Here is a 13,866-nt window from a genome sequence, read left to right as displayed (position 1 = left end):
ATGACTGCACGCCTGCTCTACGTGATGGACCCGATGTGCTCCTGGTGCTGGGGTTTCGCACCCGTGGCCGAGGCCCTGATCGCCCAGGCGCAGGCAGCCGGCGTGGCCACCCGCCTGGTGCCGGGCGGCCTGCGCTCGGCCAGCACGGCGCTGGACGCCTCGACCCGACGCTACATCCTTGAACACTGGCAGGCGGTCGCCGAAGCCAGCGGGCAGACGTTCCGCTTCGACGGCGCCCTGCCCGAAGGCTTCGTCTATGACACCGAGCCGGCCTGCCGCGCCCTGGTCGCAGCACGTGAGCTGGACGCCGAGCGGGTCTGGGATTTGCTCGGTTTGATCCAGCGCGGTTTTTACGAGCAAGGCCTGGACGTTACCCGCGCACCGCAACTGGTCGATCTCGCCGAACAGGCCGGTTTCGACCGGCTGGGCTTTTCCGAAGCGTTGATCCGCAGCGAAACCCGCGCCGCCACGGCCGCTGATTTCAGCTGGGTGCAAGACCTCGGCATCGCCGGCTTCCCAACCCTGCTGGCCGAACGCAATGGCCAACTGGCGCTGCTGACCAATGGTTATCAGCCGCTCGAGCGCCTGCAGCCGCTGCTGGCCCGCTGGCTGCAGCAGGCCGCCTGTGCTTGACCTGCCCGGCTCGCCCGACCCTGTGCCAGGGAAGCCCCAGGCTGTGCCTGATCGGCTGAGCTGGGCGGAGATCCGCCGCCTGGCCCTGCATCACCGCAAAGCGCTGTGGACGGCCAACCTGGTCGCTGTACTCGCCGCGGTATGCAGCGTACCGATCCCCTTGCTGCTGCCGTTGCTGGTCGATGAAGTGCTGCTGGGCAACGGCGACGCTGCGCTCAAGTGGATGAACAATTTTCTCCCGACCGACTGGCAGCAGGCCGCCGGCTACATCGGCCTGATGCTCGCTGCCACCTTCTGCCTGCGGGTCTGTGCGCTCGGCTTCAACGTGGTCCAGGCCAAGCTGTTCGCCGGGTTGGCCAAGGACATCGTGTACCGCTTGCGGATTCGTCTGATCGAGCGGCTCAAGCGTATCTCGCTCAAGGAATACGAAAGCCTCGGCAGCGGCACGGTGACCACCCACCTGGTCACCGACCTGGATACCCTGGACAAGTTTGTCGGCGAAACCCTCAGCCGCTTTCTGGTAGCGGTACTGACCCTGACCGGTACTGCGGCCATCCTGATCTGGATGCACTGGCAGCTGGCCTTGCTGATCCTGCTGTTCAACCCGCTGGTGATCTATTTCACCGTGCAGTTGGGCAAGCGCGTCAAGCACCTGAAAAAGCTCGAGAACGACAGCACCGCACGCTTTACCCAGGCGCTGACGGAAACCCTCGACGCCATTCAGGAGGTCCGCGCCGGCAATCGCCAGGGTTATTTCCTTGGCCGGCTGGGCCTGCGCGCCCGTGAAGTGCGTGACTATGCCGTGGCGTCGCAGTGGAAAAGTGATGCCAGTGGGCGCGCCAGCGGGCTGTTGTTCCAGTTTGGTATCGATATTTTCCGCGCGGCGGCGATGCTCACCGTGCTGTTCTCCGACTTGTCCATTGGCCAGATGCTGGCGGTGTTCAGCTACCTGTGGTTCATGATCGGCCCGGTCGAGCAGCTGTTGAACCTGCAGTACGCCTATTACGCCGCAGGTGGCGCGCTGAGCCGGCTCAACGAGCTGCTGGCGCGTGAAGACGAGCCGCAATATGCGGCCGCCAGCGATCCGTTCAGCGGGCGCGAAACGGTCAGCATCGAAGTGCGCGACCTGCGTTTCGCCTATTCCGACGAACCCGTGCTGGAGCACCTCGACCTGTCGATCGCCCCTGGCGAAAAGGTTGCGATCGTCGGCGCCAGTGGTGGCGGCAAGAGCACCTTGGTGCAATTGCTGCTGGGCCTGTATACCGCGCAGGCTGGGACCATCCGCTTTGGCGGTGCCAGTTTGCAGGAAATCGGCCTGGAGACCCTGCGCGAGAACGTCGCGGTGGTGCTGCAGCACCCCTCGCTGTTCAACGATACCGTACGCGCCAACCTGACCATGGGCCGCGACTGCACCGACGAAGCCTGCTGGCAGGCGCTGCGCATCGCCCAGCTGGACGCCACCATCGCGGGCCTGCCGCAAGGGCTGGACAGCGTAGTGGGGCGCAGTGGCGTGCGCTTGTCCGGTGGTCAGCGCCAGCGGCTGGCGATTGCCCGGATGATCCTCGCCGAGCCCAAGGTGGTCATCCTCGATGAAGCGACCTCCGCCCTGGATGCCGCCACCGAGTACAACCTGCATCAGGCGTTGGCGCGTTTTCTCAGTGGCCGCACCACCTTGATCATTGCCCACCGGCTGTCGGCGGTGAAGCAGGCAGACCGCGTGCTGGTGTTCGATGGCGGGCACGTGGCCGAGGATGGCGACCACCAGCAACTGATTGCTGATGGTGGGTTGTATGCCAAGTTGTATGGGCATCTGCAGCAGACCTGAGCGTCCTGCCAACGCAGAATGGTTTGCACCGCAGCGGCCGCGATATCGGCAATATTCGTTGTCATCAAAATCCCCATCACGGCTATGGCAAATGGCCTACGCTGTGCATGTCTGGGTCGATTTTTGCCTTATCAGCCGACGTGACAGGGACTCCATGAAGGGAACTCGTATTCGCGAAGCGCCTAGGCTTCTGGGCATCATCTGGCCGTTTGTCGCCGTTGTGGTTCTCCAGGTCCTGCTGGCCAGTCTCAGCCTTTACACGCTATCGGCGGTCCGCGCCTATGTGGCCGGCGAAAGCCTCTGGTCGAAGGCGCAGAAAGACGCCATCTATTACATCAACCTGTACGCCGAAAACCCTGACGAACGCACCTATGCGCGCTATCGCCAGGCGATTGCCGTGCCCCAGGGCGACCACAGCCTGCGCGTCGCCCTCGACCAGCCGACACCCGACCTCGAGGCTGCACGCCAGGGCATCCTGCAGGGCGGCAACCACCCCGAGGATGTCGAACGGATCATCTGGTTCTACCGTAACTTCCACACCATCAGCTATATGCAGAAAGCCATCGCTTACTGGGACATCGGTGATGACTACCTGCGCCAGCTCGACCTGCTCGCCGACGAAATGCGCGCTACCTATGCCAACGGCAAGCCAAGCCCGCAGCAAGTGAGCGCGTGGAAAGCGCGCATCGTCAGTATCAACGAAGGCGTGACGCCCGCCGCCAAGGCGTTCAGCAATGCCTTGGGCGAAGGCTCGCGGATGTTTCTCAATATCTTGCTGATCCTCAACCTGGTGACTGCGTTGTTCCTGATCAGCATGGCCTGGCGCCGCTCAAGCAAGTTGCTCGTCCAGCGCCAGGCCTTCGCCAGTGCCCTGCAAGCCGAGAAAGAGCGGGCGCAGATCACCCTGGAGTCGATCGGTGACGCGGTGATCACCGCCGATGTCGAGGGCAGCATTGTCTTCATGAATCCGGCTGCCGAGCAGCTCACCCACTGGCAGGCCGGCCCCGCTCAAGGCCTGCCGTTGACCGCACTGTTCAGCCTGATCGACGAGCAGGCCGAGCTCGACAGTCGCAGCCTGGTCGAGCAGGTCCTCAGTGGCTGCCTCAAGGGCGGTGCCGAGCACGCCCGGTTGATCCAGCGCCTGGACGGCAGCACGGTATCGGTCACCCTGGTCGGCTCGCCGATCATCAGCGACGGGCAGGTCAGCGGCATCGTCCTGGTGCTGCACGACATGACCCGCGAGCGCCAGTACATCGCCAACCTGTCGTGGCAGGCCACTCACGATGCCCTGACCGGGCTGGCCAACCGACGCGAGTTCGAGTATCGCCTGGAACAGGCGCTCAACAGCCTGGCGCGCCAACCTGGCCGCCACTCGCTGATGTTCCTCGACCTTGACCAGTTCAAGCTGGTCAACGACACCAGTGGGCATGCGGCGGGTGACGAGTTGCTCCGGCATATCTGCGCGGTGTTGCTGGCAGCCCTGCGCGAAGGCGACACCTTGGCGCGGCTGGGTGGCGACGAGTTTGGCGTGCTGCTCGAGAACTGCCCGCCCGACCAGGCCGAGCGCATCGCCGAGCAACTGCGCCAGGCCGTGCAGGGCCTGCACTTCGTCTGGAAGGGCCGGCCGTTCATTACCAGCGTGAGCATCGGCCTGGTGCATCTTTCCCAACTGCCCAGCACCCTTGAGGCGTCCTTGCGCGCGGCAGACATGGCCTGCTACATGGCCAAGGAGAAGGGCCGCAACCGCGTTCAGGTCTATCACGCCGACGACAGCGAGTTGTCCCTGCGCTTTGGCGAAATGGCCTGGATCCAGCGCCTGCAGGTAGCCCTCGAAGAAAACCGGTTTTGCCTGTACGCCCAGGAAATCGCCCCGCTCACGGCCCAGGAGGGCCCCGGGCATATCGAGATCCTGCTGCGCCTGCACGATGAGAACGGCCGGACTATCCTGCCCGACAGTTTCATCCCGGCCGCCGAGCGCTATGGGCTGATGACCACGCTGGATCGCTGGGTGGTGCGCAACGTGTTCCAGGTGATTCGCCAATGCCTCAACGAGAGGCGCCAAGGGCCGCTGGCCATGTGCGCGATCAATCTTTCGGGTTCGAGCATCGGTGACGATGAATTTCTTCAGTACCTTCAGCAATTATTCGTCGAGTTTGATATTCCACCGCGGATGATCTGTTTCGAAATTACCGAAACCATCGCCATTTCCAACCTGGGCAGTGCGATTCGCTTCATCAATGAATTGAAGGGCCTGGGTTGCCGGTTCTCGCTGGATGACTTCTGCGCCGGAATGTCGTCGTTCGCGTATTTGAAGCATTTACCCGTGGACTTCCTGAAGATCGACGGAAGTTTTGTCAAAGACATGCTGGATGATCCGATTAACCGGGCTATGGTTGAAGTGATCAACCACATCGGCCACGTCATGGGCAAACGCACCATTGCCGAGTTTGTCGAGACGCCATTGATCGAGCAGGCCCTGCAGGAAATAGGCGTGGATTACGCCCAGGGCTACCTGATCGAACGGCCGCAGGTGTTCACCTGCGACAGTCTGCAGCGTCAACGCATTGCTGCACGGCCGTTACTGCAAAGGGCGCCAGGGACGTTTCGCTGAGAGCTGTAGGCAAAATCACAGGGAATCAAGGAGCTGACAGTGATTGATGCATTCATTCGGATCGGGCCATTGATGGATCCCGCCAGTTACCCGCTGTGGGCGCAACAGATGATCGAAGAGTGCCGCGAGAGCAAGCGGCGGGTGGTTGAGCATGAGCTGTATGAGCGCCTGCGCGACGGCCAGCTACGGCCGGCGACCATCCGCCAGTACCTGATCGGTGGCTGGCCGGTAGTCGAGCAGTTTTCCTTGTACATGGCCCAAAACCTGACCAAGACCCGTTTTGCCCGGCACCCTGGCGAAGACATGGCGCGGCGCTGGCTGATGCGCAATATCCGTGTCGAGCTCAACCATGCCGACTACTGGGTGCAGTGGTGCCACGCCCACGGCGTCACCGTCGGTGATCTGCAGGCGCAGGAGGTACCGCCTGAGCTCAATGGCTTGAATGACTGGTGTTGGCGGGTGTGTACCACCGAGTCGCTGGCGATTGCCATGGCGGCTACCAACTACGCCATCGAGGGCGCGACTGGGGAGTGGTCGGCAGTGGTTTGTGCCGGCGATACCTATGCGCAAGGCTTCCCTGAAGAAACCCGCAAACGTGCGATGAAATGGCTGAAGATGCATGCCCAGTATGACGATGCGCACCCGTGGGAGGCGCTTGAGATCATCTGCACGCTGGTGGGGGAGAGCCCGACGCCGCTGTTGCGCGCCGAGCTGCGCAAGGCGGTGTGCAAGAGCTATGACTGCATGTACCTGTTCCTTGAGCGGTGCATGCAGCTGGAGCAGCGCCAGCCCAGCCGAGCCCGCCTGGGGTTGGCGGCGGGCTAAGGGAGACGATGCTAGTCAGTTAAGGCGCCGGGGCCGCAAAGCAGCCCCAGCTTCTAAACTTACAGACTCTACTGAGCGTTCAGCGCCTGCCCGTTCACATCCTTGCTGTCAGGCCCCATCAGGTACAGGTACACCGGCATGATCTCTTCCGGCAGGGGATTGTCCTGCGGATTCTCACTCGGATACGCCAACGCCCGCATCGCCGTGCGGGTGGCTCCCGGGTTGATGCTGTTGGAGCGCACTGGCGCGACATTTTCCAACTCGTCAGCCAAGGTCTGCATCAGCCCTTCGGTAGCAAACTTTGACACCCCATACGCACCCCAGTAGGCCCGGCCCTTGCGCCCGACGCTGCTGGAGGTGAACACCACCGAGGCGTCCTGCGACAGCTTGAGCAGCGGCAGCAAGGTGCTGGTCAGCATGAACGTGGCATTCACGTTGATGTGCATCACGCGCATGAAATTGTCGCCCGAGAGCTGGTCCAGCGGCGTGCGCGGACCAATGATCGAGGCGTTGTTGAGCAGGCCGTCGAGGCGGCCGAAGTCGTTCTCGATCATTACTGCCAGTTCGTCGTACTGGTGGGGCAGGGCGGTTTCCAGGTTGAACGGGATCACCACCGGCTGTGGGTGGCCGGCGGCTTCGATCTCGTCATAGACCTCGTTGAGGTTGGCTTCGGTCTTGCCCAGCAGCAGGACGGTGGCGCCGAGCGCGGCATAGGCCTTGGCGGCAGCGGCACCGATGCCACGGCCAGCGCCGGTGACCAGGATGACCCGGCCTGAGAGCAGGTCGGGGCGGGCGGTGTAGTCGAACATGGCACTAATCCTTTGAATTCTGTTGCGGTCTGCAGGGCCTCTTCGCGGGGCGAGCCCGCTCCTACAGGATTTGGCTGATACACAAGTCCTGTAGGAGCGGGCTTGCCCCGCGAAGAGGCCGGCACTGATACACCCCGATCAGCAGCCGCAAAGCGCGCTATCAAGCACCTTGCGCAGCTCCAGCGGGTGATCCACGACCACATCGGCGCCCCAGTTGTTGGGGTTGTCCTCAGGATGAATATAGCCGTAGCGCACCGCTGCCGTACGCGTACCGGCGTCGCGTCCCGACTCGATGTCACGCAGGTCGTCGCCAACAAACAGCACGCTGGCCGGGTCGAGGTCGAGGGTCTTGCAGGCCAGGATCAACGGCTCCGGGTCAGGTTTGCTGTTCTTCACGTGGTCCGGGCAGATCAGCAAGGCCGAACGCTCGGCCAGCCCCAGGCGCTGCATGATCGGCTCGGCGAAGCGCACCGGCTTGTTGGTCACCACACCCCAGATCAGGCCGCCTTTCTCGATATCCGCCAACAGCTCGGCCATGCCGTCGAACAACTTGCTGTGCACCGCGCAATCGCGCTGGTAGCGCTCGAGAAACTCCAGGCGCAGGGCCTCGAAGCCATCCGCCTCGGGGTCCATGGCAAAGGTGGCGGCAACCATGGCGCGGGCGCCGCCGGAGATCACGTCACGCACCAATTTGTCATCGACCGCCGGCAGGCCGCGCTCGGCGAGCATGGCCTGGCAGATGGCGATGAAGTCCGGCGCGGTGTCCAGCAACGTGCCGTCCATGTCAAAGAGTACTGCTCGCAAACGCATGCTTATTCCTCGCGCAGAGTCTGGATCATGTAGTTGACGTCAACGTCGCTGCTCAGCTTGTAGTGCTTGGTCAGCGGGTTGTAGGTCAGGCCGATGATGTCTTTTACTTCCAGGCCAGCCACGCGGCTCCAGGCGCCGAGCTCGGACGGGCGGATGAATTTCTTGAAGTCGTGGGTGCCGCGCGGCAGCATCTTGAGGATGTACTCGGCGCCGATGATGGCCAGCAGGTAGGCCTTGGGGTTGCGGTTGATGGTCGAGAAGAACACCTGGCCCCCGGGCTTGACCATGCGGTAGCAGGCGCGGATCACCGAGGAAGGGTCGGGCACGTGCTCGAGCATCTCCAGGCAGGTGACCACGTCGAACTGCTCGGGCATTTCTTCGGCCAGGGCCTCGGCGGTGATCTGCCGGTACTGGACTTCTACGCCCGACTCGAGCTGGTGCAGCTGGGCCACGGCCAGCGGCGCCTCGCCCATGTCGATACCGGTCACGGTCGCCCCGCGCAGAGCCATCGCCTCGCTGAGGATGCCGCCGCCACAGCCGACGTCGAGGACCTTCTTGCCGGCGAGGCTGACCCGCTCATCGATCCAGTTGACCCGCAGCGGGTTGATGTCGTGCAGCGGCTTGAACTCGCTTTCACGGTCCCACCAACGATGGGCCAGGGCCTCGAACTTGGCGATTTCGGCGTGGTCGACGTTGCTCATTGAACAAATCCTCAGAATCTTCGATAAAAGGTGTCACAGGGCGGCAGCCGTGGCTGCCGGCCGCTCATTCGTTGCCTGCGATACGTGCGCCCCAGGCGCGGGCAGTGGCCGTCAGGGCGGCTTCGTCCATGCGGGTCAGGCGACCCTCATCGAGCAACTGCTCGCCGGCTACCCAGAGATGCCGCGCGCAGTCGCGGCTGGTCGCGTAGATCAATTGTGAAACAGGGTTGTGCACCGGCTGCTGGGCCAGGCCTGACAGGTCGAAGGCGACCAGGTCGGCGGCCTTGCCGACTTCCAGCGAACCGATGCTCGCCTCCAGGCCCAGTGCACGGGCACCGTTGAGGGTGGCCATGCGCAGGGCGCGATGAGCGTCCAGCGCCGAGGCCGAGCCGGCCACTGCCTTGGCCAGCAGGGCGGCGGTGCGGGTTTCGCCGAGCAAGTCGAGGTCGTTGTTGCTGGCCGCACCGTCGGTGCCGATCGCGACATTGACGCCGGCCTGCCACAAGCGTTCCACCGGGCAGAAGCCGCTGGCCAGCTTGAGGTTGGACTCGGGGCAGTGGATCACGCTGGTGTTGCTTTCTACCAGCAGCGCCAGGTCGTCGTCGCTGATCTGGGTCATGTGCACGGCCTGCAAATTCGGCCCGAGCAAACCCAGCCGGGCCAGGCGCATCAACGGCCGCTCGCCGTGCTCGGCGAGCGCTTGCTCGACCTCACTGGAGGTTTCGTGGATGTGCATGTGCAGCGGCGCGTCGAGCTGGTCGGCGATGACCCGGATCTTCTCCAGGTTTTCATCATTGACCGTGTACGGCGCGTGAGGGCCGAGGGCGACGGTGATGCGTGGATGGTGGCGCAGGTCGCCGAACAGCTCGATGGCCAGGTGCAGGCCCTCATCGGGCGTGCGCGCACCGGGGATCGGGAAGTCCAGCAGGGGCACCGCGACCTGGGCACGCATGCCGCTGTGGTGGACCCGGTCGCAGGCTTCGCGCGGATAGAAGTACATGTCGGCAAAACAGGTGATGCCGCCCTTGATCTGCTCGGCGATGGCCAGGTCGATGCCATCGCGGACGAAACCCTCGTCGACCCAACGCGCCTCGGCCGGCCAGATGTGCTCTTGTAGCCAGGTCATCAGTGGCAGGTCGTCGGCCATCCCGCGAAACAGGCTCATGGCGGCGTGGCCGTGGGCGTTGATCAGCCCGGGGCACAGCAGGCAGTCGGGCAGCTCGCGCACCTCAGTGGCGGCGGGTGCCCGCTCGCGCGGGCCGATCCAGGCGATCAGGCCGTTGCGCAGGCCCAGTGCATGGCCTTCCAGGACCACTCCGGCCGGTTCCACGGGTACCAGCCACGCCGGCACCAGCAGCAGGTCGAGGGGGGTCGTGGATGTGGGCATGCGGCGGCTACCTGCAACGTTTGGGCGGAACCCGCAGTATACCCGAGCGTCCGCGGCTGAGGGTCGCTATAATCGCCGGCTTTTGATGACCGAACGACAGGGAGAGGCGATGCGCGAGCGACTTTTGGCGGCGGAGAAGGTGACCGGCATCCAGTGGCGTGACGGCACCCTGCATCTGCTCGACCAGCGCCTGCTGCCGTCGGAGGAGCGCTGGCTGCCCTGCGACGATGTGGCCCAGGTGGTTGAAGCGATCCGCTCGATGGTGGTGCGTGGTGCGCCGGCCATTGGTATCGCGGCGGCCTACGGGCTGGTGCTGGCCCTGCGCGAGCGCCTGGCAGAAGACGACTGGGAGCACGCCCTCGAGGAAGACTATCTCAGCCTGGCCGAGGCGCGGCCGACCGCCGCCAACCTGTTCTGGGCGCTCAACCGCATGCGCGACCGGCTGCAGCGCCTGCGCGGCGACGAAGACGTGCTGGCGGTCATGCAGGCCGAGGCAATCGCGATTCACGAGAGCGACCGCGAAGCCAACCTGACCATGGCCCAGTACGGCATCGACGTGATTCGCCGCCACCAGGGCAACGCGCAGACCGTGCTTACCCACGGCAATGCCGGCGCCCTCGCCAGCGGTGGCTTTGGTACCGCGCTGGGGGTGATTCGCGCGGCGTTCCTCGAGGGCATGGTCGAGCGCGTGTATGCCGGCGAAACCCGGCCCTGGCTGCAGGGTTCGCGGCTGACCGCATGGGAACTGGCCCAGGAAGGCATCCCGGTGACGTTGTGCGCCGACTCGGCGATGGCCCACCTGATGAAGGTCAAGGGCATCACCTGGGTAGTGGTCGGTGCCGATTGCATCGCCGCCAATGGTGATGTAGCCGCCAAGATCGGTACCTACCAACTGGCGGTCGCCGCCATGCACCACGGCGTGCGCTTCATGGTGGTGGCACCGAGCACCACCATCGACCTGAACCTGGCGACTGGCGATGATATACCGCTGGAAGAGCGTGATGCCGATGAGCTGCTGGATGTGGCTGGGCTGCGGATGGCGGCTGATGTCGAGGTGTTCAATCCGGTGTTCGACGTGACCCCGGCTGATCTGGTTGATGTGATCGTGACCGAAAAGGGCGTTGTCGAACGCCCTGACACTGCCAAGCTCGCTCAACTCATGTGTCGCAAGCGGTTGCATTAAAAGCTGGGGCCGCGCAGCGGCCCCAGCAAGCTCAAGCCAGGCACGATCGCGAAAACACCCGCAAAGCCTGCTTTACACACTCAATCCTGCTCATCAAGCGGCAACCTGCCATATCTCCCATCTACACCGCCTATGTGATACCATCCGGCAGTTTCCAAGGCCGCCCATTGTTGCGGTCTTCATTGCGCAGATCCAAGGCACAACCTATTGATTTGTCGTAAGTCGTCGCACCACTGTGCGCTGCGGCGACGAGCTTCGTTCGTCCTCTGGGGACTTGGACGAGGTTTCACCAGAAAAAGGAATCAGGCTTCTCATGGGCGAACTGGCCAAAGAAATCCTCCCGGTCAATATCGAAGACGAACTGAGACAGTCTTACCTCGACTACGCGATGAGCGTGATTGTCGGGCGTGCACTGCCCGATGCGCGTGACGGCTTGAAGCCCGTGCATCGCCGCGTTCTGTTTGCGATGAGCGAGCTGGGCAACGACTGGAACAAACCGTACAAGAAGTCCGCCCGTGTGGTCGGTGACGTTATCGGTAAGTACCACCCGCACGGCGACACTGCGGTCTACGACACGATCGTGCGTATGGCCCAGCCGTTCTCGCTGCGCTACCTGCTGGTCGACGGTCAGGGCAACTTCGGTTCGGTCGACGGCGATAACGCCGCGGCCATGCGATACACCGAAGTGCGCATGTCCAAGCTGGCACACGAGCTGCTGGCTGACCTGCACAAAGAAACCGTCGACTGGGTGCCCAACTACGACGGCACCGAGCTGATCCCGGCAGTCATGCCGACCCGGATCCCCAACCTGCTGGTCAACGGCTCCAGCGGTATTGCCGTGGGCATGGCGACCAACATCCCGCCGCATAACCTCGGCGAGGTGATCGACGGCTGCCTGGCACTGATCGACAACCCGGAAGTCACCATCGATGAACTGATGCAGTTCATCCCTGGCCCGGACTTCCCGACCGCAGGCCTGATCAACGGCCGCTCCGGCATCATCGAGGCCTATCGCACCGGCCGTGGCCGCATCTATATGCGCGCCCGCTCCGAGATCGAAGACATCGACAAGGTCGGTGGTCGCCAGCAGATCATCATCACCGAGCTGCCGTACCAGCTGAACAAGGCGCGTCTGATCGAGAAGATCGCCGAGCTGGTCAAGGAGAAGAAGCTCGAAGGTATCACCGAGCTGCGCGACGAGTCCGACAAGGACGGTATGCGCATCGTCATCGAGCTGCGTCGCGGCGAGGTGCCGGAGGTGGTGCTCAACAACCTCTACTCGCAGACTCAGCTGCAAAGCGTGTTCGGCATCAACATCGTTGCCCTGATCGACGGCCGGCCGAAGCTGCTCAACCTCAAGGACCTGCTCGAGGCGTTCGTCCGTCACCGCCGTGAAGTGGTGACCCGCCGTACCGTGTTCGAGCTGCGCAAGGCCCGCGAGCGTGGCCACATCCTTGAAGGCCAGGCGGTTGCGCTGTCCAACATCGATCCGGTCATCGCCCTGATCAAGGCCTCGCCGACCCCGTCGGAAGCCAAGGAAGCCCTGGTCTCGATGCCGTGGGAGTCGAGCGCCGTGCAGGTTATGGTCGAGCGCGCTGGCGCCGATTCGTGCCGCCCGGAAAACCTCGATCCGCAATACGGTATGCGCGACGGCAAGTACTTCCTGTCGCCAGAGCAAGCCCAAGCCATTCTCGACCTGCGCCTGCACCGCCTGACCGGCCTGGAGCACGAGAAGCTGCTGGCCGAGTACCAGGAGATCCTCGAGCAGATCGGCGAGCTGATCCGCATCCTCAGCAGCGCCGAGCGCCTGATGGAAGTGATCCGCGAAGAACTTGAAGCGATCCGCGCCGAATACGGCGATGTGCGCCGCACCGAGATCCTCGACGCCCGCCACGACCTCAGCTACGGCGACATGATCCCGGAAGAAGAGCGCGTGGTGACCATCTCCCACGGCGGCTACGCCAAGACCCAACCGTTGACCGCGTACCAGGCCCAGCGCCGTGGCGGCAAGGGCAAGTCGGCGTCGGGCGTCAAGGACGAGGACTACATCGAACACCTGCTGGTCGCCAACAGCCACGCTACCCTGTTGCTGTTCTCCAGCAAGGGCAAGGTGTACTGGCTGAAGACCTACGACATCCCGGAAGCCTCGCGCGCTGCCCGTGGTCGTCCGCTGGTCAACCTGCTGCCGCTGGAAGAGGGCGAAGGCATCACCGCGATGCTGCAGATCGACCTCGAGGCGCTGCAACAGAGCGCCGGCGCCGATGAAGAGCTCGAAGACGGCGACGACACCGTGCTCGAAGGCGAAGTGCTCGAAGCCGAAGAAATCGACGAAGAAGATGGCGATACCGCCGAGTGGGCCGCTGAGCCGACCGGCGCGTACATCTTCATGGCGACCGCTTCAGGTACCGTCAAGAAGACCCCGCTGGCCCAGTTCGCACGTCCTCGTACCAGCGGCCTGATCGCCCTGAAGCTTAAAGAGGGTGACACCCTGATCGCCGCGGCCATCACCGACGGCGCCAAGGAAGTCATGATGTTCTCCGACGCCGGCAAGGTCATCCGCTTCGCTGAAAGCGTGGTTCGCGAGATGGGCCGTACCGCTCGTGGCGTGCGCGGCATGAAGCTGGGCAAGGGGCAGCAGATCATCTCCATGCTGATCCCTGAGTCTGGCGCGCAGATCCTCACCGCCTCCGAGCGCGGCTTCGGCAAGCGCACCCCGCTGTCCAAGTTCCCTCGTCGTGGGCGCGGTGGCCAGGGCGTGATCGCCATGGGTACCAAAGGGCGCAACGGTCTGCTGATCGGCGCGATCCAGGTCCAGGAAGGCGAAGAGATCATGCTGATCTCCGACCAGGGCACCTTGGTTCGTACCCGTGTCGGCGAAGTCTCCAGCCTGGGTCGTAACACCCAGGGCGTGACCCTGATCAAGCTGGCCAGCGACGAGACCCTGGTGGGTCTGGAGCGGATCCAGGAGCCATCCGAAGACCTCGATGAACTGATCGAGGGTGAGGAGGGCGTCGAGGTCGACGCGCTGGACGTGGCGGATGACGCTGCCGGCGGCGTTGAAGAGGCGCCTCAGGAATAACAC

At 63.7% G+C, this 13,866-nt stretch carries 10 protein-coding genes; 6 read left to right on the top strand and 4 right to left on the bottom strand.

Annotated features, from left to right (window positions below):
- The 4 genes from J3B00_RS22350 (at nucleotide 1) to J3B00_RS22335 (ending at nucleotide 5,894) form a co-directional block, all read left to right on the top strand.
- Nucleotides 1-633 carry a DsbA family protein gene (locus J3B00_RS22350; RefSeq protein ID WP_209872079.1) on the top strand — a complete coding sequence of 211 codons (633 nt, stop codon included), beginning with the start codon at nucleotides 1-3 and terminating at the stop codon, nucleotides 631-633.
- Entirely contained in the window at nucleotides 626-2,458 is a 1,833-nt protein-coding gene (locus J3B00_RS22345) for an ABC transporter ATP-binding protein (protein WP_209872076.1), read from the top strand. Before J3B00_RS22350 ends, J3B00_RS22345 begins: the two co-directional genes overlap by 8 nt.
- Before the next feature lie 154 nt (nucleotides 2,459-2,612).
- Entirely contained in the window at nucleotides 2,613-5,069 is a 2,457-nt protein-coding gene (locus J3B00_RS22340; protein ID WP_209872074.1) for an EAL domain-containing protein, read from the top strand.
- A gap of 39 nt (nucleotides 5,070-5,108) precedes the next feature.
- On the top strand, nucleotides 5,109-5,894 hold the full coding sequence (locus J3B00_RS22335; RefSeq protein WP_209872072.1) for an iron-containing redox enzyme family protein: 786 nt from the start codon (nucleotides 5,109-5,111) through the stop codon (nucleotides 5,892-5,894).
- Between the two features lie 68 nt (nucleotides 5,895-5,962).
- On the opposite strand, the gene J3B00_RS22330 is transcribed toward J3B00_RS22335, so the two are convergent.
- The 4 genes from J3B00_RS22330 to J3B00_RS22315 all read right to left on the bottom strand — a co-directional run bounded on the left by J3B00_RS22330 (nucleotide 5,963) and on the right by J3B00_RS22315 (nucleotide 9,601).
- Nucleotides 5,963-6,703, bottom strand: a complete 741-nt coding sequence (locus J3B00_RS22330; protein ID WP_209872070.1) for a YciK family oxidoreductase — start codon at nucleotides 6,701-6,703, stop codon at nucleotides 5,963-5,965.
- A gap of 138 nt (nucleotides 6,704-6,841) precedes the next feature.
- Complete coding sequence (gene mupP, locus J3B00_RS22325; protein WP_209872068.1) at nucleotides 6,842-7,513, bottom strand: N-acetylmuramic acid 6-phosphate phosphatase MupP; 672 nt, start codon at nucleotides 7,511-7,513, stop codon at nucleotides 6,842-6,844.
- Nucleotides 7,514-7,515: 2 nt separating this feature from the next.
- Nucleotides 7,516-8,214 carry a bifunctional 2-polyprenyl-6-hydroxyphenol methylase/3-demethylubiquinol 3-O-methyltransferase UbiG gene (ubiG, locus tag J3B00_RS22320; RefSeq protein WP_209872065.1) on the bottom strand — a complete coding sequence of 233 codons (699 nt, stop codon included), beginning with the start codon at nucleotides 8,212-8,214 and terminating at the stop codon, nucleotides 7,516-7,518.
- Nucleotides 8,215-8,278: 64 nt separating this feature from the next.
- Entirely contained in the window at nucleotides 8,279-9,601 is a 1,323-nt protein-coding gene (locus tag J3B00_RS22315) for a TRZ/ATZ family hydrolase (protein WP_209872063.1), read from the bottom strand.
- A gap of 109 nt (nucleotides 9,602-9,710) precedes the next feature.
- On the opposite strand from J3B00_RS22315, the gene mtnA reads away from it, so the two are divergent.
- Both mtnA and gyrA read left to right on the top strand, forming a co-directional pair.
- Nucleotides 9,711-10,784 carry an S-methyl-5-thioribose-1-phosphate isomerase gene (mtnA, locus tag J3B00_RS22310; protein ID WP_209872060.1) on the top strand — a complete coding sequence of 358 codons (1,074 nt, stop codon included), beginning with the start codon at nucleotides 9,711-9,713 and terminating at the stop codon, nucleotides 10,782-10,784.
- A gap of 313 nt (nucleotides 10,785-11,097) precedes the next feature.
- On the top strand, nucleotides 11,098-13,863 hold the full coding sequence (gyrA, locus tag J3B00_RS22305; RefSeq protein WP_209872057.1) for a DNA gyrase subunit A: 2,766 nt from the start codon (nucleotides 11,098-11,100) through the stop codon (nucleotides 13,861-13,863).
- Nucleotides 13,864-13,866 lie beyond the last annotated feature (3 nt).

The organism is Pseudomonas sp. BP8 (assembly GCF_017875955.1).
Taxonomy (GTDB): Bacteria; Pseudomonadota; Gammaproteobacteria; order Pseudomonadales; family Pseudomonadaceae; genus Aquipseudomonas.
Note: the sequence above shows the minus strand (reverse complement) of the source record. Positions and strands in the feature narration are given on the sequence as shown.

What these genes read in the sequence shown, in the direction of transcription:
- mupP (WP_209872068.1), bottom strand. Translation starts at nt 7,513, where the DNA reads ATGCGTTTGCGAGCAGTACTCTTTGACATGGACGGCACGTTGCTGGAC.
- J3B00_RS22350 (WP_209872079.1), top strand. Translation starts at nt 1, where the DNA reads ATGACTGCACGCCTGCTCTACGTGATGGACCCGATGTGCTCCTGGTGC.
- J3B00_RS22315 (WP_209872063.1), bottom strand. Translation starts at nt 9,601, where the DNA reads ATGCCCACATCCACGACCCCCCTCGACCTGCTGCTGGTGCCGGCGTGG.
- J3B00_RS22340 (WP_209872074.1), top strand. Translation starts at nt 2,613, where the DNA reads ATGAAGGGAACTCGTATTCGCGAAGCGCCTAGGCTTCTGGGCATCATC.
- ubiG (WP_209872065.1), bottom strand. Translation starts at nt 8,214, where the DNA reads ATGAGCAACGTCGACCACGCCGAAATCGCCAAGTTCGAGGCCCTGGCC.
- mtnA (WP_209872060.1), top strand. Translation starts at nt 9,711, where the DNA reads ATGCGCGAGCGACTTTTGGCGGCGGAGAAGGTGACCGGCATCCAGTGG.
- J3B00_RS22330 (WP_209872070.1), bottom strand. Translation starts at nt 6,703, where the DNA reads ATGTTCGACTACACCGCCCGCCCCGACCTGCTCTCAGGCCGGGTCATC.
- gyrA (WP_209872057.1), top strand. Translation starts at nt 11,098, where the DNA reads ATGGGCGAACTGGCCAAAGAAATCCTCCCGGTCAATATCGAAGACGAA.